This is a genomic window from Mycolicibacterium sp. HS_4_1 (genome assembly GCF_054515875.1).
In genome coordinates this window covers 2,491,415-2,513,000 of sequence record NZ_CM137261.1, presented here as the reverse complement: position 1 = coordinate 2,513,000, position 21,586 = coordinate 2,491,415, and the positions used below count along the sequence as shown (strand labels likewise).

General features: G+C 68.0%; 18 protein-coding genes. 6 read left to right on the top strand and 12 right to left on the bottom strand.

The genetic code is table 11. The features are described from left to right. Positions 1-144 precede the first annotated feature (144 nt). Positions 145-1,551 carry a Si-specific NAD(P)(+) transhydrogenase gene (gene sthA / locus ACX12F_RS11965; protein WP_459370324.1) on the top strand — a complete coding sequence of 469 codons (1,407 nt, stop codon included), beginning with the start codon at positions 145-147 and terminating at the stop codon, positions 1,549-1,551. Here sthA and ACX12F_RS11960 read toward each other — a convergent pair. Then, entirely contained in the window at positions 1,548-2,387 is an 840-nt protein-coding gene (locus ACX12F_RS11960) for a trypsin-like serine peptidase (RefSeq protein ID WP_459369759.1), read from the bottom strand. The two genes, sthA and ACX12F_RS11960, sit on opposite strands and share 4 nt — an antisense overlap. 209 nt (positions 2,388-2,596) lie before the next feature. On the opposite strand from ACX12F_RS11960, the gene ACX12F_RS11955 reads away from it, so the two are divergent. Continuing rightward, positions 2,597-3,538: a proteasome assembly chaperone family protein gene (locus tag ACX12F_RS11955; protein ID WP_459370323.1), complete on the top strand. Its 942-nt coding sequence runs from the start codon at positions 2,597-2,599 to the stop codon at positions 3,536-3,538. Positions 3,539-3,583: 45 nt separating this feature from the next. Next, entirely contained in the window at positions 3,584-4,606 is a 1,023-nt protein-coding gene (locus ACX12F_RS11950; RefSeq protein ID WP_459369758.1) for an alpha/beta fold hydrolase, read from the top strand. A gap of 6 nt (positions 4,607-4,612) precedes the next feature. Here the strand turns inward: ACX12F_RS11950 and nrdR are convergent, their stop codons facing one another. After that, the gene (nrdR, locus tag ACX12F_RS11945; protein ID WP_043393836.1) at positions 4,613-5,077 is read right to left on the bottom strand and encodes a transcriptional regulator NrdR; all 465 of its coding nucleotides are present in this window, start codon (positions 5,075-5,077) and stop codon (positions 4,613-4,615) included. A gap of 111 nt (positions 5,078-5,188) precedes the next feature. Continuing rightward, the gene (locus ACX12F_RS11940; RefSeq protein WP_459369757.1) at positions 5,189-5,662 is read right to left on the bottom strand and encodes a LysM peptidoglycan-binding domain-containing protein; all 474 of its coding nucleotides are present in this window, start codon (positions 5,660-5,662) and stop codon (positions 5,189-5,191) included. Between the two features lie 252 nt (positions 5,663-5,914). Here ACX12F_RS11940 and lexA point away from each other — a divergent pair, with 252 nt between their 5' ends. Then, positions 5,915-6,625 (top strand): transcriptional repressor LexA, encoded by a 711-nt coding sequence (lexA, locus tag ACX12F_RS11935; protein WP_459369756.1) that lies wholly within the window; start codon positions 5,915-5,917, stop codon positions 6,623-6,625. Positions 6,626-6,691: 66 nt separating this feature from the next. Here lexA and ACX12F_RS11930 read toward each other — a convergent pair whose 3' ends face one another. From ACX12F_RS11930 to ACX12F_RS11920, 3 genes are all read right to left on the bottom strand, one after another. Beyond that, positions 6,692-8,926 (bottom strand): LGFP repeat-containing protein, encoded by a 2,235-nt coding sequence (locus tag ACX12F_RS11930; protein ID WP_459369755.1) that lies wholly within the window; start codon positions 8,924-8,926, stop codon positions 6,692-6,694. Positions 8,927-9,101: 175 nt separating this feature from the next. Then, positions 9,102-10,259 (bottom strand): acyl-CoA dehydrogenase family protein, encoded by a 1,158-nt coding sequence (locus tag ACX12F_RS11925; RefSeq protein ID WP_459369754.1) that lies wholly within the window; start codon positions 10,257-10,259, stop codon positions 9,102-9,104. 96 nt (positions 10,260-10,355) lie between these two features. Continuing rightward, positions 10,356-11,699: a DEAD/DEAH box helicase gene (locus ACX12F_RS11920; protein ID WP_459369753.1), complete on the bottom strand. Its 1,344-nt coding sequence runs from the start codon at positions 11,697-11,699 to the stop codon at positions 10,356-10,358. 412 nt (positions 11,700-12,111) lie between these two features. Between ACX12F_RS11920 and ACX12F_RS11915 the strand changes: the two genes are divergently transcribed. Next, complete coding sequence (locus ACX12F_RS11915; protein WP_459369752.1) at positions 12,112-13,833, top strand: PE-PPE domain-containing protein; 1,722 nt, start codon at positions 12,112-12,114, stop codon at positions 13,831-13,833. 1 nt (position 13,834) lies between these two features. Here ACX12F_RS11915 and hflX read toward each other — a convergent pair whose 3' ends face one another. Genes hflX through ACX12F_RS11895 form a run of 4 tightly spaced genes read right to left on the bottom strand, consistent with a single transcriptional unit; the run spans position 13,835 to position 17,773 of the window. Continuing rightward, complete coding sequence (gene hflX / locus ACX12F_RS11910) at positions 13,835-15,247, bottom strand: GTPase HflX (RefSeq protein ID WP_459369751.1); 1,413 nt, start codon at positions 15,245-15,247, stop codon at positions 13,835-13,837. A 27-nt stretch (positions 15,248-15,274) separates the two neighbouring features. Continuing rightward, complete coding sequence (gene dapF / locus ACX12F_RS11905; RefSeq protein ID WP_459369750.1) at positions 15,275-16,165, bottom strand: diaminopimelate epimerase; 891 nt, start codon at positions 16,163-16,165, stop codon at positions 15,275-15,277. Positions 16,166-16,169: 4 nt separating this feature from the next. Further along, positions 16,170-17,084: a tRNA (adenosine(37)-N6)-dimethylallyltransferase MiaA gene (gene miaA, locus ACX12F_RS11900; protein WP_459369749.1), complete on the bottom strand. Its 915-nt coding sequence runs from the start codon at positions 17,082-17,084 to the stop codon at positions 16,170-16,172. After that, positions 17,081-17,773, bottom strand: coding sequence for a class III extradiol ring-cleavage dioxygenase family protein (locus ACX12F_RS11895; RefSeq protein WP_459369748.1), 693 nt, complete (start codon positions 17,771-17,773; stop codon positions 17,081-17,083). Before ACX12F_RS11895 ends, miaA begins: the two co-directional genes overlap by 4 nt. A gap of 141 nt (positions 17,774-17,914) precedes the next feature. Here ACX12F_RS11895 and ACX12F_RS11890 point away from each other — a divergent pair, with 141 nt between their 5' ends. After that, the gene (locus ACX12F_RS11890; RefSeq protein ID WP_459369747.1) at positions 17,915-19,240 is read left to right on the top strand and encodes a DUF349 domain-containing protein; all 1,326 of its coding nucleotides are present in this window, start codon (positions 17,915-17,917) and stop codon (positions 19,238-19,240) included. A gap of 15 nt (positions 19,241-19,255) precedes the next feature. Here ACX12F_RS11890 and ACX12F_RS11885 read toward each other — a convergent pair whose 3' ends face one another. Continuing rightward, the gene (locus ACX12F_RS11885) at positions 19,256-19,861 is read right to left on the bottom strand and encodes an Rv2732c family membrane protein (protein WP_459369746.1); all 606 of its coding nucleotides are present in this window, start codon (positions 19,859-19,861) and stop codon (positions 19,256-19,258) included. Beyond that, positions 19,849-21,444, bottom strand: coding sequence for a tRNA (N6-isopentenyl adenosine(37)-C2)-methylthiotransferase MiaB (gene miaB, locus ACX12F_RS11880; RefSeq protein ID WP_459370322.1), 1,596 nt, complete (start codon positions 21,442-21,444; stop codon positions 19,849-19,851). Before miaB ends, ACX12F_RS11885 begins: the two co-directional genes overlap by 13 nt. Positions 21,445-21,586: the final 142 nt, after the last annotated feature.

The window sequence follows — 21,586 nt, the reverse complement described above, 5'->3', positions numbered from 1 at the left end:
GCCGGGCGATGCGGCCGGCGGAGCGCGCTGTGGATGAACTCGGATCTGTGGATAACCGGCCCGCCCGAGGTGTTTCCGCAAAGTTCGCCGATGATCGGGCTGCGTGATCGCGCGCACCGTGCCAACCTGGCTGTCATGGGTTCCATGCAGGAGTTCGACCTCGTTGTCATCGGGTCCGGCCCAGGTGGGCAGAAGGCTGCTATTGCGGCCGCCAAGCTGGGAAAATCTGTCGCGGTCATCGAACGCGGGCGCATGCTCGGCGGCGTCTGCGTCAATACCGGGACCATCCCGTCCAAGACGCTGCGTGAGGCGGTCGTCTACCTCACCGGGATGAGCCAGCGCGAGCTGTACGGATCCAGCTACCGCGTCAAGGAACGAATCACGCCGGCCGACCTGCTGCGCCGTACCACCCACGTCATCGGCCGGGAACAAGACGTGGTCCGCAACCAGCTGCTGCGCAACGGGGTCGAGCTGTTCGAAGGCCACGGCCGCTTCGTGGATCCGCGCACCCTGGTCATCGAAGACCCCACGCGCGACGAGAACATCAGCATCACGGCGCGCTACATCGTCATCGCGACCGGTACCACGCCGGCTCACCCGCCCGGCGTGACGTTCGACGAAGAGCGTGTCCTGGACTCCGACGGCATCCTGGACCTCAAGAGCCTGCCGCAGTCGATGGTCGTGGTGGGCGCCGGAGTGATCGGCATCGAGTACGCGTCCATGTTCGCCGCGCTCGGGACCAAGGTGACCGTCATCGAGAAACGTCCGACGATGCTGGACTTCTGCGATTCCGAGATCATCGAGTCCCTGAAGTTCCACCTGCGGGATCTCGCGGTGACCTTCCGCTTCGGCGAGGAGGTGACCGCTGTGGACGTCGGTCCCTCCGGCACCCTCACGACGCTGGCCAGTGGCAAGCAGATCCCGGCCGAGACCGTCATGTACTCGGCAGGCCGGCAGGGACAGACCGAACACCTCGACGTCGGCCAGGCAGGCCTCGAAATCGACAGCCGGGGAAGGATTTTCGTCGACGACAACTACCAGACGAAGGTCGACCACATCTATGCCGTGGGTGATGTCATCGGGTTCCCCGCGCTTGCCGCGACCTCGATGGACCAGGGTCGACTGGCGGCCTACCACGCCTTCGGCGAACCGTGTAAGGGCATGACCGACCTGCAACCGATCGGCATCTACTCCATTCCCGAGGTGTCGTACGTCGGCGCCACCGAGGTCGACCTCACCGACAGCTCGATCCCCTACGAGGTCGGCGTATCCCGCTATCGGGAGCTGGCCCGTGGGCAGATCGCCGGCGACTCCTACGGCATGCTGAAACTGCTGGTGTCCACCGAGGACCTCACCCTGCTCGGCGTGCACATCTTCGGTTCCAACGCCACCGAACTGGTCCACATCGGCCAGGCCGTCATGGGCTGCGGCGGGACCGTCGAGTACCTGGTCGACGCGGTCTTCAACTACCCGACCTTCTCCGAGGCCTACAAGGTCGCCGCGCTCGACGTGATGAACAAGCTGCGGGCACTGAACCAGTTCAAGAGCTAGGTGCTGCAGCCGTCATCTGGGGCACCGCTGGCCTGATCGGCGGGGCCGCCTTCCTGTGCCCGCTGAAACAGCACCTGGACCTGCACGTCGAACGGCGATGAGTACGACAGCTCGTTGCTGCTGCAGCCACCGCCCTGCAGGCCGCCGACCACTCCCCTCACCTCGGCCGCCGACACCCACGGCGAGCCGCTGGTCCCGTCCACCAACCCGGGACAGCGCAACGCCGGGAACCCGCGGTCCGGACGTGATGTCGGGCCGCTGCAGCTGATCTGGACCCCGCCGTCACCGAGCGGGTATCCCGTCACCGTGATCGGAACGTCCTGGCCCGGTGCCACGCCGAGGACGAAGCCGCCGCCCGTGCGATGCTCCAACGTGTCGGTCGTGGCGGTGCCGCCGTGGCTGACCCGGGCGATCGCGAAGTCCGCGGCCGGGTCCTGCCGTCGCACCCACCGCGGGTCGAGATACACCGCGTCGATGTGCCAGAAGTCCGCCGGGACGCCGCCGCGGTAGCCGGGCGCGAACGTCGCTTCGTACGACGCATCCAGGCAGTGCGCGGCCGTGATGATCAGGTTCCCGGCCAGCGAATCGAGCACCGCGCCACTGCAGGTGTGTACGGAATCGCTGCCGAGGAACACCGCTCCGACGCGAGGGTCCGGGCGCGGCCCCGGGACCCCAGCCGGACCCGGCGCGACCATCCCCACGTCGCCGGCACGGGGATCGGCCTTGATCGACGGTGGGCTGCATGCAGTGGCCAGCAGCGCGACGAACGCGCTCACGACCAGTCGGGTGCCCACCATCTGTCCGATCTTGCCCGATACCCACTGTCGGAGCAGCACCTGGTGCACCATGGCGTACTGCGGGGTGGCACGGGCAACAAGGTAAGAATGCGGGACACTTGTAGGAGACGCATCCCACGGCGAGACGTGGGCGAGGCAGTACGGCAAGGAGTGTGAAGGTGAGCGAGCAAGACGGGCAGGCGCCCGACGCGAGCGACCAGCGGCCCGGCGACCGTCAGGGCCAGCAGTACCAGCCCGAGCAGAGCGGCATGTACGAGCTGGAGTTCCCCGCGCCCCAGTTGTCGGCCGCCGACGGCCGGGGCCCGGTGATGGTCCATGCCCTCGAAGGCTTCTCCGATGCCGGCCACGCCATCCGCCTGGCCGCCGAGCACCTGAAGAACACGCTCGACACCGAATTGGTCGCCTCGTTCGCCATCGACGAACTGCTGGACTACCGGTCGCGCCGGCCGCTGATGACGTTCACCACCGATCACTTCACCAAGTACGACGATCCCGAGCTGAACCTGTACGCACTGCACGACACTGCCGGGACGCCGTTCCTGCTGCTCGCCGGCATGGAACCGGACCTGCGCTGGGAGCGCTTCATCACGGCGGTGCGGCTGTTGTCCGAGCGGCTCGGCGTCCGGCAGGTCATCGGACTCGGTGCCATCCCGATGGCGGTGCCGCACACCCGGCCCGTCACCATGACCGCGCATGCCGGCAACAAGGAACTGATCGCGGACCACACACCGTGGGTGGGCGAGGTCCAGGTTCCGGCCAGTGTGTCGAACCTGTTGGAGTACCGGATGATCCAGCACGGCCACGAAGCGCTGGGCTTCACCGTGCACGTGCCGCACTACCTGGCGCAGACCGCCTATCCGCCGGCCGCCGAGGCCCTGCTCGGCGAAGTCTCCCGGATCGCGTCGCTGCAGATTCCGCTGCACGCACTGTCCGAGGCGGGCGCCGAGGTGTACACGAAGATCAGTGAGCAGGTGGAGGCCAGCTCCGAAGTCGCTCAAGTGGTCACTGCACTGGAACAACAGTACGATTCGTTCGTCGCTGCTCAGGAGAATCGGTCGTTGCTGGCACGTGACGAGGAACTACCCAGCGGCGACGAACTCGGCGCACAGTTCGAACAGTTCCTCGCCGAACAGTCCGGCGACGGTTTCCCCGATTCCCACCCCGGCGACGACGGCACCGACGGCGACTGACCCACGTGGTCGGCCTCGCCGACACGATGGGAAGGAGCTGGGACGATGCCCGACGGAAAGCCCACCCTGCATTCTGTCCGTGACGTGACACCCCGCCTGGAATACCGGACCATCCACGGTTACCGGCGGGCCTATCGGGTGGCCGGCTCGGGTCCGGCGATCCTGCTGATCCACGGCATCGGCGACAACTCCACGACCTGGGAAACCGTGCAGACACGCCTCGCCCAGCGCTTCACCGTCATCGCCCCCGACCTGCTGGGCCACGGTCAGTCCGACAAGCCGCGCGCCGACTACTCGGTGGCGGCGTACGCCAACGGCATGCGCGACCTGCTCAGCGTGCTGGACATCGAACGGGTGACGGTCGTCGGCCATTCGCTGGGCGGTGGCGTGGCCATGCAATTCGCCTATCAGTTCCCGCAGTTGGTCGAGCGCCTGGTGCTGGTCGGTGCCGGCGGCGTGACGCGCGACGTGAACATCGCATTGCGGCTTGCGGCGCTGCCGTTGGGCACCGAAGCGCTGGCGCTGTTGCGAATCCCGTTGGTGCTGCCCGCGCTTCAGCTCGCCGGGCGTCTCGGCGGCGCGCTGCTCGGGTCGACCGGTCTGGGGCACGACCTGCCGAACATGCTGCGGATCCTCAACGACCTGCCCGAGCCCAAGGCCTCGTCTGCCTTCGCCCGGACCCTGCGTGCGGTGGTCGACTGGCGCGGCCAGGTGGTCACCATGCTGGACCGATGTTATTTGACGGAAGCCATTCCGGTGCAGTTGGTTTGGGGCACCCAGGATGCCGTGATCCCGGCCGCCCATGGAGAACTGGCACATGCCGCGATGCCGGGTTCCCGGCTCGAGTTCTTCGACAACTCGGGACATTTCCCATTTCATGACGACCCCGATCGATTCGTGAAGCTCATCGAGGAATTCATCGACACGACCGCGCCGTCGGTATACGACCGTGATGCCCTGCGCGGACTCCTGCAGACCGGCGTCACCGCGAAGTCGATCGACGCCCCGCACGATACGAAGTTCGCGGTTCTCGACGCGATGGAGACCGACGAACGCAGCGCGACCTAACGGCGGTCAGCCGGGCGACGTCACGCCGCGGTGTGCTCGCAACGCCTCGATTTCGCGTTCGAAGTCCTCGGCGGACGAGAACGAGCGATACACCGAGGCGAATCGCAGATAGGCGACCTCATCGAGATCACGCAGAGGACCGAGGATCGCCAATCCGACCTCATGGCTCGGCACTTCGGGAGAACCGGTGGCCCGCACCGCATCTTCGACCTTCTGGGCCAACTGGTTCAGGGCGTCGTCGTCGACCTGCCGACCCTGGCACGCGCGCCGTACGCCCTTGATCACCTTGTCCCGACTGAACGGTTCGGTGACGCCGCTTCGTTTGACCACCGCGACCACAGCGGTCTCCACCGTGGTGAACCGGCGGCCACATTCCGGGCATGACCGGCGACGACGAATCGCCTGGCCTTCGTCAGCTTCGCGCGAATCGACCACGCGCGAGTTCGGATGCCGGCAGAACGGACAGTGCATCACCGCTCCTTCGCCGCACCGACAATCGACCGTTTCGAACGGTCTCGAGCCTACCCGTGCCGCTCGGACCCGGCCGGGCGCCGTGCCGATCAAGGTGCGCACGGGCTGTCCTCAGCCGACCGGAGCGATCAGCGTCTGCCCGGCGTCCAGGGCCACCGATGGCAGCTTGTTGAGCTCCTTGATGCGGTCGACGACGGCGCTGACGGGTGCGTCGGGCGCCACGCGCCGGGCGACCTGCTGAATCGACTCCCCGGTCTGCACCCGGACCACCGCCAGCTGCGCGGGTACGGATGCGGTCGACGCGGTCGGCTGAACAGACTCTCCGAACTGCGCGACCAGGCCCAGCCACACCGTGATGCCCGCGGCGACGAGAGCCAGCAGCACCGTGGTCAAGGGCGTGACCGGGTTGCGCCGGTGCGAGGCACGGGAGCTCAGCACGCCCGTGCCCCGATGCTGGAACGCCGCACCCGAGGGACGGGAACCGGCCGGCCGCAGCCGGGCCTGGCGGTGACGATTCACGTCTGCACGCCGAGGCACGGTGCGGACGACGACGTCGGTGGGGTACTCGCGGGTGATGACGGTCATGTCGGTTCCTCTCCTGAGTTCGTACATAGGTTCGATCGCTCTTGTGTTCGACTATATCGCCCAAATGTTCGAACGGTAGAACATGTGATCGAACTGTTGCGAACGATACGACGACCCACCGACAAGTTCCGTTCCGCCGATTCGCCCCCCGCTTTCGCCACGTCACCAGCGGGAGGCGGCCGCGACACGCCGATCCGCCCGATCTCGAACACATGTTTGATCAATCGTGTGCACTGGGCTAGATTCGTTCACATGAGCGACAGCACCGATACCCCGGACCGCACCGATCGCACCCCCGAAACCCAGTCGGGTGGCCGGGCCAGCAGCCTCACAGAACGTCAGCGGACCATCCTCGACGTCATCCGCACCTCGGTGACGACGCGCGGCTACCCACCCAGCATCCGCGAGATCGGCGATGCCGTCGGCCTGACCTCCACCTCATCGGTGGCCCACCAGCTGCGCACGCTGGAGAAGAAGGGCTATCTGCGCCGCGATCCGAACCGCCCACGAGCCGTGGACGTCCGGGGCGCGGACGACTCGACCGGCGCCGCCATCACCACCGACGTGGCGGGTTCGGACACCCTGCCCGAGCCGACTTTCGTCCCGGTGCTCGGCCGGATCGCCGCGGGCGGTCCGATCCTCGCCGAGCAAGCCGTCGAAGACGTCTTCCCGCTCCCCCGCGAGCTCGTGGGCGAGGGCTCGTTGTTCCTGCTGAAGGTGGTCGGCGAATCCATGATCGACGCGGCGATCTGCGACGGCGACTGGGTCGTCGTGCGCCAGCAGAATGTGGCCGACAACGGGGACATCGTCGCGGCGATGATCGACGGTGAAGCCACGGTGAAGACCTTCAAGCGCACCAAGGGCCAGGTGTGGCTCATGCCGCACAACCCGGCGTTCGACCCGATCCCGGGCAACGACGCGGTCATCCTCGGCAAGGTCGTGACCGTCATCCGCAAGATCTGACGCCTGCCAGACCAATAGTCGAGCCCCGCTGCAGTCGCTCGCAGCGGGGCTCAGCCGTCGGCGGGGTCAGCCTCGGACGAATCCGTTGGTGACCGCGAATTCCTCACTGGCAAACCAGATTTCGACGTCAGCGTCGTCGTATCCGAGCGCACCCGGCACCCAGTACAGACCCGACTTCGTGTTGGCCTTGATGACGTAGCCGGCAGGCGGCTCCGCGCCGGTCGCCACGCGGAACGACATCTGCGCGGTCTCGGGCTCCTCCGCGCCCAAGGCATGGTGCCTGCCACTGGCCGGACCGGCCGTCACAGTGTCCTCTGCCGTCACAGTGTCCTCTGCCGGCGTGGCGTCCGCGCGCGGCTCGGCCGTCGGTTCGCTCGGTGGTTCGCTCGCCGGGACCTGGGCCGGCGCAGCATCGACGACCTGCTCCTCGGGCGCGTGCACGTCAGCGTTCGGGGCCCCGGCGTCCGCGGCGGCCGGCGCGACCCACACACGGTCGCCGGAGTCTCGAGGCCGCAGGCCCGCGAACCCTGCCAGCCCAGCCGCGGTCAGGCCCGCCGCCGCGCTCCCGCGGCGCAGGGCCTCGGGAAGTTGCACCGATGCCGTCGGTTCGTCGGCGGGCTCGTGAGCGTCCGGCTCGGACTCAGCGGGCTCGGCCGGCTCGGCAGCGTCCACGGGCTGGGCCTCGGCTTCGGCCTGTGCCGTCGACTCACCCTCGTCTGCAGGTTGCTCGGCCGTGAAATCGGGGTACACCGTCGGCGCGGTGTCGATGACGTCCGGGTTGCTCTGGAATTCGGGCCCGCCGCGCGGAGCGTCGAAATGCTCGGTCTCGGGCGCGAAGTCGGCGGCGTACTCGGTGTCGCCGCCGTCGTCCGCATACTGCGGGTCGCCGTACTCCCCGTCACCGAAATCGTGGTCGTCGTGGTCGTCGTAGTCGTACGTATCGTGCTCGTCGAAAACATCCTGGCCGGCCCGCCGCCGGCGCCGCAGCAGCGCCGCGATCACGATGCCCGACACCACCAGCAACAGCGGGATGATCGCCAGCAGCCACCACCAGTGGAACTGGTACCACTTGCCGGACTCCTCGGGCTGCGCGTTCACTCCGCCCGGGAGGTCGACACTGGGGACCTGCAGACCGCTCAACTGCGACGCCAGGTCCGCCGGCTCGGTACTGAACTCGTGGCTCGACTTGTTCCACGAGATCGACCCACCCGTGAACTTCTGGCTGATGACGTCGCCATTGACCGTCTGGTCCCCGGTCGGCGCGCCGAGCTTGCCGGTGGCGCCGCCGAGCTTGGCCCACGCGGCGTTCATCGCGCCACGGACGACGAATGCGCCGTGGTCGGGGGTCCAAAAGATGGTCGGATTGTCGGCCGCGGCGAAGGTGGCGACCCGGCTGGTCGGCGAGATGCCGCCGTCGGTCTCGTTGCTCGCCGGGAATCCGAGGTCACCTTGCGGCCCACCGGCCGCGCGGTACTTGGCCAGCACGTCGCCCGTGACGGCATGGGCACCGGTGGCGGCCGAGTAGAAGATGGTGCCGCCGGCAAAGTTCTGCGCCACGCCGTCGCCGACCTTGTACTGGGCACCCTGCGCGTCGCCGAGGGGCCCCTGCGGCCCACCGGCTGCCCGGCGGGCCGCGGCGATAGCCGTCGTCGCGTCGCCCGGCACGTCGAGCCCGGTCAGCTGGCCTGCCAGGTCAGCGGGTGTCGTGCTGAACGCCTTGGTCTTGGAGTTCCAGCTCACCTCACCGCCGGTGAAGGGCTGAGAGACGACGTCGCCCTTCCAGGACTCGTCGGCGGTCGGTACGCCGAGAGTGCCCGCCGACCCCCCGAGCTTGTCCCAGGCAGCGTTGATGGCACCGCGCACGACCCACGCGCCGTTGTCCGGCGTCCAGAAGATGACCGGCTTGTCGGCCGCGCTGAACGTGCTGTTCCGGCTCTCGGCCGCCTTCCCGGCGCCTTCGTCGATGGTCGGGAAGCCGAGGTCGCTGTCGGCGGCACCGCCGAGACCCTGATATTTGTCGAGAATCGGGCCGTAGATCAGGTGTGCGCCGGTGTTCTCGGTGAAATAGATCTTTCCGCTCGCGAAGTTCTGCGCATAGCCCGCGCCGACCTGGTAGACGTCACCGTCTTTCGCACCCAACTCACCCGTGTCACCGCCGGCGGCGTCCCAGGTATGCGAGATCGCCGCGTCGGCGGCGTCACTTTCCGGTGTCGCGATCGCCGTCGGAGCCATGAGCAATGCCACCGCGACCGAAAGGGCACCGATACCAGCCCGTCCGCCACGGGTTCGCAGCCCGGTCATCGAATTCCTCCCGCGGTTGGCAAAACTCCGGATACAAATTCCGTCAGACAAACTCTCTTGATTGAGAGGATTCTGTCAACTTTGCTTCAGTTCATGCCCATCGTGCGGGATATCCGGCAGTAACGCTCCAGTGTGTCGCGGTTGGATATGCGAATAAATTCGCGTGGGCAATTAGTTAAACGCCCAATCCGCGGCCGATGATCTCCTTCATGATCTCGGTGGTGCCGCCGTAGATGGTCTGGATCCGCGAGTCCAGGAATGCCCGCGCAATGGGATATTCGCGCATATAGCCGTAGCCGCCGTGCAGCTGCAGGCACCGGTCGACCAGGCGAACCTGCGCCTCTGTCGAATACCATTTGGCCATCGCGGCCTGGTCGATTGTCAGCTTTCGATCGAGATGCAGACGAATGAACTCGTCGACCATGATTCGCACCGCGGTGGCCTCTGTCGCCAGTTCGGCCAACACGAATCGACTGTTCTGGAAGCTGCCGATCGGCTTGCCGAACGCTTTACGCTCCTTCGCGTATTGCAATGTCGATTCCAGAACGGCCTCCATAGCTGCGGCGGCCATCACGGCGATGGAAATGCGCTCTTGGGGCAGGTTCTGCATCAGATAGACGAATCCCATGCCCTCGACCCCGAGCAGGTTCTCGGCCGGGACTCTGACATCGGTGAACGACAATTCCGCGGTGTCCTGCGCGTCGAGACCGATCTTGTCGAGATGACGGCCGCGTTCGAAACCCTCCATGCCGCGCTCGACCACCAGCAGGCTGAAGCCCTGCGCGCCCTTGTCCGGATCGGTCTGCGCGACGACGATCACGAGGTCCGCGTGAATACCGTTGGTGATGAACGTCTTCGAGCCATTGAGGACGTAGTGGTCGCCGTCCTTTACCGCGCGGGTCTTGATGCCCTGCAGGTCACTACCGGTGCCGGGCTCGGTCATGGCGATGGCACCGATCAGTTCGCCACTGCAGAACCCGGGTAGCCAGCGGCGCTTCTGCTCCTCGTTGGTGAGTTCGAGCAGATACGGCGCGATGACATCGTTCTGCAGCGTGAAGCCCAGACCACTGTGCCGTCCGGCCGCGGTCTCCTCGCTGACGATGACGTTGTAGCGGAAGTCCGGGTTACCGCCGCCGCCGTACTCCTCCGGCACCGCCATACCCAGAAAGCCCTGCTTACCGGCCTCGCGCCAGACCTCGCGGTCGACGATCTTGGCCTTCTCCCATTCCTCGCGGTAGGGCTCGGCATGCCGGTCCAGGAATGCCCGGTACGACTCCCGGAACAGCTCGTGCTCGGGTTCGAACAACGTGCGGTCGTACTTGATGACACCCATGCGAGACCTCCGGTACTGGATAAGTTTGCAACAACTTATCCCAACCGGGCGGTTGGTTGTGAGGGGGCCCACATCCGGCGCGTCGCCGGATTGCGACTACCGGGACTGGGCGCGCCCCGGCTGAGAACGACCCGACTGCGCACGCCCGGGGGCCTGCTGACCACCCGAACGCCGACGGCGGCGCTGTGCCTGACCCGCGGTCGCCGTCTTGGCCGGGCGGTTGCCGCCGCGCGGGGCGGGAGCTTCCTTGGATGCGGGAGCCCGGTACGGCGCGATCTCGCCGACCAGCGCCTGCACCGGCGCCGAGTCGGCGACGACTTCCTGCGGCCGGGCCGTGATACCGGCCTTGCGCAGCAATTGCTGGGCATCCTTGCGCTGCTCCGGCAGGACCACGGTGACGACGTCGCCGGCGCTGCCGGCGCGGGCGGTGCGTCCCGAACGGTGCAGGTACGCCTTGTGTTCGGCCGGCGGGTCCACGTGGACCACCAGCTCGACCTCATCGACGTGCACACCACGCGCCGCGATGTCGGTGGCGACGAGCACGCGTGCCTCGCCGGTGCTGAACGCCGCGAGGTTGCGGTCGCGGGCCGGCTGCGACAGGTTTCCGTGCAGGTCGACCGACGGCACGCCGGCCTCGGTGAGCTGGCGGGCCAGCTTACGAGCCTGATGCTTGGTGCGCATGAACAGGATGCGGCGGCCGGTGCCGGACGCCAGCCGGTGCACCAGGGCGTTCTTCTCCGCAGCACCGGAGACGTGGAACACGTGGTGGGTCATGGCCGGCGGCGGTGCGTCGATCTCGTCGACCGAGTGCGTGATCGGGTTGGACAGGAAGCGGCGGACCAGCTTGTCGACGCCGTTGTCCAGGGTCGCGGAGAACAACATGCGCTGCCCGCCGGCGGGGGTCGCCGCCAGGATGCGGGTGACGCCCGGCAGGAAGCCGAGGTCGGCCATGTGGTCGGCCTCGTCGAGCACGGTGACCTGGACGGCGTCCAGGCTGACGAGCTTCTGCTTCATCAGATCCTCGAGGCGGCCCGGGCAGGCGATGACGATGTCCACGCCGCCGCGCAGCGCATCGACCTGGCGGTTCTGCGACACCCCACCGAAGATCGTGGTGACCTTCAGGCCGACGGCGGTGGCCAGGGGTTCGACGGTGGCGGCGATCTGGGTGGCCAGCTCACGAGTCGGTGCCAGCACCAGACCCGTGGGGCGCGACGGGCGTCGCGACGCGCCGGCCAGCCGGACCACCAGGGGAATGGAGAAGGCCAAGGTCTTGCCGCTGCCCGTGCGGCCGCGGCCGAGCACGTCCCGGCCCGCCAGGGTGTCGGGCAGGGTGCTGACCTGGATCGGGAACGGCGCGGCGATACCGCGGCCGGCGAGCGAGGTGACGAGCGCCTCGGGGACGCCGAGCTCAGCGAACGAAGACGATAGTTCTGTAGACATGAAGGGACACAGCCTTTCCGGCACGGTGGGTCGACAATGCCGGCGGCAGTATCGGTCGCCGCGAGAAATGCTGGTGCAGAGGGAACTGACGGCTCTCAGCCGTTCCACGACGTGATCGGCAGACACGTCCTGGCAGGAGTGCGCAACCGATGTTGGTTCGAAGCTTAGTGCCGAACCGTGCCCGTCGCTGACCATCACCGCCGATCCGGCCGCCGGATCCGCGAAAGACCTTGCCCCGCAAGCAGTATCGCGACGGTGTGATTTCACCCACCGTCACCCGACACGGGCGGACCGAAAAATCGACACGCCCGACAAATTTTCGGCAAACACCGGGTACCGGTCCGGTCTCAGTGCGACGATGCGAAACGGTGCCGATTATCAGGGTCGGCGAAGTCGAAAGGGGGGCGAGGCGATGCGCGCTTTCGGACGCACCATTCCCGCAGTCGTGGCCGTGATGCTGACGGTGCTGAGCACCGTTCTGCTCGGGGTGGTGTCGATGGTCACGGCCGCGTTCACGCTGGCCGCGACCGCGCTGATCGTCCCGGGCACCGGCACGCCGAACGCCAACATCGTGGCCGGCTACAAGGAGAACGCGGACAACTACTACATCGCCCCGTTCAACCCGCTGTGCACGCAGGCCAACAACTGCACGCTGACCGGTATCAACTACCCCGCGCAGTTCTGGCCGTTCCCGTTCGCCGGCTGGGGCGGTCTGTCCGGCGCCAAGTGGAACGTCTCGACTGGTGAGGGCATCGCCAACCTCGATACCGCACTGATGGCTGCGCTCCCGACGGCGACGACCGCCAACCCCGTCGTCGTCTTCGGTTACTCGCAGGGCGGCAACATCGTGAGCCGGGAGAAGTCCACCCTGTCCGGCCTGACCGACGCCCAGAAGGCGGCGTTGTCCTTCGTGATGATCGGCAACACCAACCGGCCCAACGGCGGCCTGTTCGAACGCCTGGCATTCCTGGGCACGGTGCCGATCCTGGACGCCACGTTCGGCCTGCCGGCGCCGACCAACACCGGTATCAAGACCACCGACATCGCGTTCCAGTACGACGGCGTCTCCGACTTCCCGCTGTACCCCATCAACCTGCTCGCCGACCTCAACGCCATCGCCGGTTTCTGGTACACCCACGGCACCTACCTGGCACCGAACGCCAAGAGCGATGTCGGCGAGATTCCCGACCTCCAATACACCCCGGCAGAGCTGAACGCAGCCCTCACGGACCCGAAGAACCAGACCGTGTACGGCGACACCACCTACATCACCATCCCGACCAAGACGCTGCCCCTGGTCCGGCCGTTCCTGGAGTTCGGCGGCTTCACCCACACCAGCTTCATCATCCAGCCGTTGGTCGACCTGGTCTCCCCGGTACTGCGCGTCCTCATCGACACCGGCTACGACCGCAGCCTGAGTCCGGGCGTCCCGGCGCCGTTCCGGTTGATCCCGCTGATCAACCCGATCACGCTCACGGTGGACCTGATCAACGCCGCAGGCGAGGGCGTCAAGGCCGCGATCAGCGACATCACCGGCGGCAAGGTGCAGCTTCCGATCGCCGCGACCACCCCGGCCCCGGCACCGACGACGGTCGCGGCCCTGACCGGGTCGAGCGCGCCGAAGGCGGTGTCCGCCACCCCGACCGGCGACAGCAAGCTCGCGCCCGTCACGACCTCGAAGCTGTCGACGACGCCCGATCCCAAGGGCACCGTCCCGAAGGACAGCGGCACCAAGACCCCGGACGCCACGGCCACGGCCACGAAGACCACCGACACCAAGACCACCGACACCAAGACCACCGACACCAAGACCACCGACACCAAGACCACCGACACCAAGACCACCGACACCAAGACCACCGACACCAAGACCACCGACACCAAGACCACCGACACCAAGACCACCGACACCAAGACCACCGACACCAAGACCACAACCGACCCCAAGCAGGACCCCAAGCCCGGCACCGATCCGACCACCAAGCAGGGCCCGGCCAAGGACGGTCAGACCGGCGCCGATGACAAGGCCACCGACAACGCCAAGAAGCCGAAGAAGGACAAGACGCCCAAGACCCCCAAGCCCGTGAAGCCGGCCGCAGAGAAAGCGGACCAGCCGGCCAAGGCTGCCGCCTGACTCAGGCGGTGACGAACTCGCCGAGGCTGGCGGCCAGCGCCATCGGTACCCAGCCCTTGATCCGGGTGCCGTCGGCGGTGTGCTCGGCCACCTCGACGCGACCCTCGGCGTGCACTCGGGCCACGAGGTCGCCCCTGTCGTAGGGAATGGTCACGTCGACGGCGGCGTCGGTCGGCTCGATCAGTTCGCACATACGCATCCGCAACCGGTCCAGCCCCTCACCGGTATGGGCCGAGACGAACACCGCGTCGGGCAACGCGCGCCGTAGGTGCGCCAGCGCCAGATCACCGGCGGCGTCGATCTTGTTGACCACCAACAACTCTCGTGGTGCGGCGACGTCGTACTCGGCCACGACCTCGCCGACGACCTTGCGCACCGCGTTGATCTGCGCCAGCGGGTCGGCATCGGAGCCGTCGACCACGTGCACCAGCAGGTCGGCGTCGACGACCTCTTCCAGCGTCGAGCGGAACGCCTCGACCAACTGGGTCGGCAGGTGCCGCACGAACCCGACGGTGTCGGTCAGGGTGAAGGGCCGGCCGTCGTCCAATTGGCCTCGGCGCGTAGTGGGTTCGAGGGTGGCGAACAGGGCGTTCTGCACCAGTACCCCGGCGCCGGTGAGGGCGTTGAGCAGGCTGGACTTGCCGGCGTTGGTGTAGCCGACGATCGCCACCGACGGGGCGTCGCTGGCCCGGCGACTGTGCCGCTGGGTGTCGCGAATCTTCTTCATGTCCTTGATCTCGCGGCGCAACTTCGCCATGCGCTCGCGGATCCGTCGCCGGTCGGTCTCGATCTTGGTTTCACCGGGGCCACGGGTACCCACGCCGCCGCCGGCGCCGCCGGCGCGACCACCGGCCTGCCGGGACATCGACTCACCCCAGCCGCGCAGCCGCGGCAGCATGTACTCCATCTGGGCCAGCGACACCTGGGCCTTGCCCTCACGACTTGTGGCGTGCTGGGCGAAGATGTCGAGGATCAGCGCGGTGCGGTCGATGACCTTGACCTTCACCACCTTTTCCAGCGAGTTCAGCTGTGCGGGGCTCAGTTCACCGTCGCAGATGACGGTGTCGGCGCCCGTCGCGAGCACGATCTCGCGGAGCTCCTGGGCCTTGCCGGAGCCGATGTAGGTCGAGGCGTCGGGCTTGTCGCGGCGCTGGATCAGGCCTTCGAGCACCTCCGAGCCCGCGGTCTCGGCCAGGGCGGCCAACTCGGCCAGGCTGTTGTCGGCGTCGGCCGAGGTGCCGTCGGTCCACACGCCGACCAGCACCACGCGTTCGAGGCGCAGTTGGCGGTATTCGACTTCGGAGATGTCGGCGAGTTCGGTCGACAGACCGGCAACGCGGCGCAGTGCCGCACGATCTTCGAGCGCGAGTTCACCGACGCTAGGGGTGTTGTCGGGATTGAAAGGAGAGGTCATAGGTAGTTATCGATGGTGCCCGCAAAGTCAGCGGGCCGCATCTGAATTTCCTTCGTTCTCATGCCACCACTCGGCGGCCAGTTCACCGTGCGCCAACAGCACCGACGGCCCGCGCAGGAAGCTGGTGTTCTCGGTGATGGTCACATTGACCTCGCCACCTGGAATCACCACCCGCAGGCTGCCGGTGTCCGCGCCGATGTGGTTCAGTGCTGCCAACGTGGCAGCGACGGTTCCGGTTCCGCAGGAGCGGGTTTCACCCACCCCGCGCTCGTGCACCCGCATCGCCACGACGCCGTTGGCGGGCGCGGTGAGCACCTCGACGTTGACGCCCTCGGGGAACTGGTCGGCGTCGAAAGACACCGGCGCCGCGACATCCAGCGCCGTCAGCCCGGCCATGTTCAGCGACGCGTCAACGCAGGCCAGGTGCGGGTTGCCGACGTCGACCGCCAGCCCCTCGAAGGTGCGACCGGCGATGACGGCCTTACCCGGCCCGAACGACCGCGCCTTGCCCATCTCGACGGTGACCTCGGCGTTGACCGCATCGGCGCCGTGCAGCACCACCGGCCGCGGCCCGGCGAGCGAGCCGACCACGAACTCGTCACGGAACTCCAGCCCGGACGCACGCAGGTAGTGCGCGAAGACGCGGACGCCGTTGCCACACATCTGCGCGATGGAGCCGTCGGCATTGCGGTAGTCCATGTACCAGTCGTCGGCGGCGACCCCGTCGGGAAGTCGATCGAAGACGCCGGCGTTCTGGGCGGCTCCGGCCTTGGTCACCCGCAGGACGCCGTCGGCCCCCAGCCCACGGCGCCGGTCGCACAGCGCAGCGATGACCGAGGGGGTCAGATTCAGTTCGGCGTCGACATCGGGCAGCACCACGAAGTCGTTCTGGGTGCCGTGCCCTTTCGAAAACCGCACGTCTTCAGGATACGTGGCGCCACCGCCGAGCCACGTCACCAGCGTTACCGTCCGCGTCGCCCGCCAGCCAGGTGATCCGGTGATCGCGCCGGAACCAGGAGCGCTGCCGCCGGACGTAGCGGCGCGTCCCGATGAATGTCCGCTCCTTCGCCTCGGCCATCGCGGCCACGTCACCACCGGCGTCCAGCGCGGTGAGCACCTGCGCATAACCGAGGGCCCGGGCCGCCGTCACCCCGTCCCGCAGACCGCGCGCCTGCAGCGTCCGCACCTCGTCGACCAGCCCGGTGGCGAACATCAGATCCGTGCGACGCTGTAGCCGGTCGTCGAGAATCTCTGTGTCCCAATCCAATCCGACGATGAGCGTGTCCCAGCGGGGGGCGCCGATCTGTGGCGCCGACGCCGCGAACGGTTGGCCGGTGAGTTCGACGACCTCCAGCGCCCGGACGATGCGCCGACCGTCGGTGTTGAGGATCGACGCGGCGGCCTCCGGATCGACCCGCGCCAACTCGCCGTGCAGGGCCGTGACGCCGACCTCGGCCAGCCGGTCCTCCCAGCGGGCCCGCACCTGTGCGTCGGTCGCCGGGAACGACCACTCGTCGAGCAGCGACTGGATGTACATCATCGAACCGCCGACGATCACCGGCACGGCTCCGCGCGCGGCGATGGCCTCGATGTCGGCCGCCGCGGCGGCCTGATAGTTCGCGACGGTCGCGATGTCGGTGACTTCGAGGACGTCGAGCTGGTGGTGCACGATGCCGCGCCGCTCGGGCACCGTCAGCTTGGCGGTGCCGATGTCCATGCCGCGGTAGAGCTGCATGGCGTCAGCGTTCACGATCTCGCCGCCCAACTGCTCGGCGAGGTCCAGCGCCAGCGCCGACTTTCCGGTCCCGGTGGGGCCGACGACCGCGATGGGCCTCACTGCGGGATCCAGGTACCGACGAAGTAGCCGACGCCGTACGGCGCGCCGCGGTACAGCTCGGTCGCCTTCGGATCCGGTCCGGCCAGCCCCGCCAGCACTTGATAGCCAACCCGGCCCAGGACCCCGGACAGCCCGGCGAGAGTGGCGACGTCGCCGGTAGCCAGGGCGTCGTCCCACTGCGCTTGGCGCGCCACCGAGTCGGGGTCGAAGCCGCCGGGTGCCGCGGTGGTCAGGGTGTTCGCCCCGTCGGCGACCACCAGCACGCCCACCGGATCGGGCGCAGCGTCCAATTCGTCACGCAGCGCGCGGCCGCGTTCCACCGCCACCTCCGGGGCCAGATCGTCGGCATAGACCCGCACCTCGACCGCGGCTTCGGGGTTGGCCGTGCCCCGCAGCCAACCGGCGATCAACGCGCACAACGGCATTTCTCGGACGGGGCCCGGACCTGCACTCCCGGTGGGCGCGAACGTCACGCGGACGTCGGCGCCGTACCCCGCGAAGGTGCCGACCGCCTCAGAACGCACGTGAGCGTCCTGCGGACCCACACCTACCGCCACCCAGCGCAAGGGCAGGACCTGCGCCGCAGACTGCACTGCGGCCGTCAGATCGGCCAGCTCCGCGGCGGCGCCGGAGGCCAGTTCGGGCACCAGAACAGGGGCCGATGGGACGATGGAGATGGCGCTGAGCACGCGTCCACGCTAACGAGTCCGGCAAACGCCTGCGCACACGGCGCGTCGACCTGTTTGAATAGCGTGCGAGTACCAGATGACGGCGCCGCGTCGCGCGGCAGAAGCGTGGGTCACCCCGCGCGCGGGCATGAGGAGCACGAGATGACCACCACCGAACCCGGCAACACCCCGAAACCGACTCCTCGGCCCGGTCCGCCGCGCCCCGGCCCCCGTCCCAGCCCCACCCCGCACCATCCCCCGGCGCCTGTGCCCGTGCCGGTTTCCTGCGATCCGCACCGGTTCGGCCGTGTCGACGACGACGGCACGGTGTGGCTGATCACCGCCGCCGGCGAACGCAAGATCGCATCGTGGCAGGCCGGCGACGCCGAGGCCGCGTATGCCCACTTCGGCCGGCGGTACGACGATCTGAGCACCGAGGTCGCGCTGCTGGAGCACCGGCTCGGCAGTGGTAGCGGCGACGCCCGCAAGATCAAGTCCGCCGCCGCGACGCTGCTGGAATCGCTGCCGGACGCATCGGTGCTCGGCGACGTCGACGCCTTGACCGCCCGGCTGACGACCATCGTCGAGCAGGCCGGCGCCAGCGCGCAGGAGGAGCGGGCCAAGCGCGACGAGCACCGGGCCGCACAGACCGCCCGCAAGGAGGCCCTGGCCGCCGAGGCCGAGGAGATCGGCGCCAACTCCACGCAGTGGAAGGCCAGCGGCGACCGCTTGCGGGCGATCCTCGACGAGTGGCGCACCATCACCGGCCTGGACCGCAAGGTCGACGACGCGTTGTGGAAGCGCTACTCGGCGGCCCGTGAGGCGTTCAACCGGCGTCGCGGCTCGCACTTCGCCGAGCTGGATCGCGAGCGGGTCGGCGTGCGGCAGGCCAAGGAGGCGCTGTGTGAACGCGCCGAGGCGCTGTCGGGCTCGACCGACTGGGGCGCCACCGCCTCGACGTTCCGCGATCTACTGGCGGAGTGGAAGGCCGCGGGTCGCGCCGCCAAGGACGTCGACGACGCCCTGTGGAAGCGGTTCAAGGCCGCCCAGGACACGTTCTTCAGCGCCCGCAACGCGGTCAACGCCGAGAAGGACGCCGAGTTCAACGCCAATGCCGACGCGAAGGCGGAGCTGCTGGTGGAGGCCGAGAAGATCGACATCAGCGACGTCGACGCGGCACGGGCGGCGTTCCGGGCCATCGGCGACAAATGGGACGCCATCGGCAAGGCTTCGCGCGACCGCACCGCCGAGCTGGAACGCCGGCTGCGGGCCGTCGAGAAGAAGATCCGCGACGCCGCGCAGAGCGGCTGGACTGACCCGGAGGCGCAGGCCCGGGCCGACCAGTTCCGTGAGCGGGCCGAGCAGTTCGAGCGTCAGGCGGAGAAGGCCGAGGCTGCGGGCAAGGCCAAGGACGCCGAAAATGCGCGGGCCAGTGCGGCGCAGTGGCGTGAGTGGGCCGACGCCGCATCGGCGGCGATCAAGAAGTAGCGGCGGACGCCGCAATCAAGAAGTAGGCGCGCCGGGCTCGTCCGGGCCGTCGAGCAGCCCACGCTTCTGCTGCTCGGCGATCGACTCGCGGCGCTGTGCCTCGGCGGCCAGCTGCACTGCGGTGCGCGACCACACCACTCGGGCCCAGTGGAACGTCAGCACGATGACGGCCAGCCACGCCAGGTACAGCCCGAAGCTCGGCCCCGGATATGGGTGCACCACGGTGTTGCGCGACCAGATCGCGAGCATGCCGAGGAAGCAGGACACGGCTGAGCCGGCCAGCGCGATCCAGGCCAGGCTCCACAGGCGGGTCAGCAGCGCCAGCATCGAGAAGCCGACGCTGAACACCAGGATCAGCCAGACGAACACCCGCGACGGCAGCAGAATCTTCGCGTCGAGGGCGATCTGATCGCCGATCAATACGTCGAACCCCTTGACGCTGCCGGTGTGCGGCAGCACGAACGACAGCAGGATCAGGAAGACGCAGATCGCGACGACCATGGCGCGGCCGCCGGGATCGATTTCACGGGCGATGCGCTGCTCGGCGGCATCGATGTCGCCCTTGAACTGCTCGAAGTCGCCGTTCGGCTGTCCGGGCTTGGTGTCGTTCATCGTGAACATCCCTGCTCTACGGGCGTGACGGGAGGCGCGCCGATCTGCGGCATGCCCAGCCCTACGCCGGTGGTGGGTTTGCGGCCCGCGGCATGTGCGTCACCAGCGCGGGTGCGACGGTGCGACGTGATGGGGGCGTCGGCGATCAAGTGGTGCGGGGCGGCGCCGGTGACGGTCGTGGTGACGATGTCGCCCGGCCGGATGTCGGCAGCCCGATTGTCGCCGAAGCCCGGGGTGAAGTGCACCAGCCGGCCGTCGCGGGCGCGGCCCGACATTCTCTCGGTGGCCGAATCTTTGCGGCCCTCGCCAGTGGCCACCAGCAACTCGACCTCACGGCCGACCTGGGCCAGGTTCTCCTCCCAGGAGATGCGCTCCTGCAGCTCGATGAGCCGCATATAGCGCTCGGACACCACCTCTTTGGGGAGCTGGTCGGGCAGCTCGGCGGCCGGGGTGCCGGGCCGCTTGGAGTACTGAAAGGTGAAGGCGCTCGAGAAGCGGGCGCGTTCGACGACGTCGAGGGTGGCCTGGAAGTCCTCTTCGGTCTCCCCCGGGAATCCGACGATGATGTCGGTGGTGATGGCCGCGTGCGGGATCGCCGCGCGTACCCGCTCGATGATGCCGAGGTACTTCTCGGCGCGGTACGAGCGGCGCATCGCTTTGAGGATGCGGTCGGATCCCGACTGCAGCGGCATGTGCAGCGTCGGGCAGACGTTCGGGGTGGCCGCCATGGCCTCGATGACGTCGTCGGTGAACTCGGCGGGGTGCGGCGAGGTGAAGCGGACCCGCTCCAGACCCTCGATCTCGCCGCAGGCCCGCAACAGTTTGGCGAACGCGCCGCGGTCGCGCTCGATCGCCGGCCCCTCCGAGCCTTCACGCAGCAGCTCGGCCCAGGCCGTCGGGTCCTCGCGCAAGCGCTCGTCCGAAGCGAAGGAGACGCCGTAGGCGTTGACGTTCTGGCCCAGCAGCGTGATCTCGAGGACACCCTGGTCCACGAGCGACTTGACTTCGGCCAGGATGTCGCCGGGTCGTCGGTCGACCTCCTTGCCGCGCAGCGACGGCACAATGCAGAACGTGCAGGTGTTGTTGCACCCTACCGAGATCGAAACCCAAGCGGCATAGGAGGATTCGCGCGTCGCCGGCAGCGCCGACGGGAATTCCTGCAGCGCCTCGACGATCTCGACCTGCGCTTCGCGGTTGTGCCGGGCCCGCTCCAGCAGCACCGGCAGCGAGCCGATGTTGTGCGTACCGAACACGACGTCGACCCACGGCGCCTTGCTCAGCACCGTGTCGCGGTCCTTCTGCGCGAGGCAGCCGCCGACAGCGATCTGCATGTTCGGATCGGCTTCCTTGCGCGGCGCCAGGTGGCTGATGTTGCCGTAGAGCTTGTTGTCGGCGTTCTCCCGGACCGCACAGGTGTTGAACACCACCACGTCGGCATCGGCACCCTCGTCGGCCCGCCGGTATCCGGCGTCTTCCAGGAGGCCGGCCAGCCGTTCGGAGTCGTGGACGTTCATCTGGCACCCGTAGGTGCGGACCTGATAGGTGCGTCCCGTCCCGGAACCCGTAGCAGACTCCGTGACGTCAGCTTCCACGTCCGGAGTCGCTGTCGAAATCACGTGCCAATCGTACGGGCGGCGCGTTTTATACCAAATTTGCCGAAGGCATTCCGGGTTTCTGTGAGAGATCCACGCACCCGGGCGTACCTGGGTAGTCTCTGTGCGCATGGTCACCGGC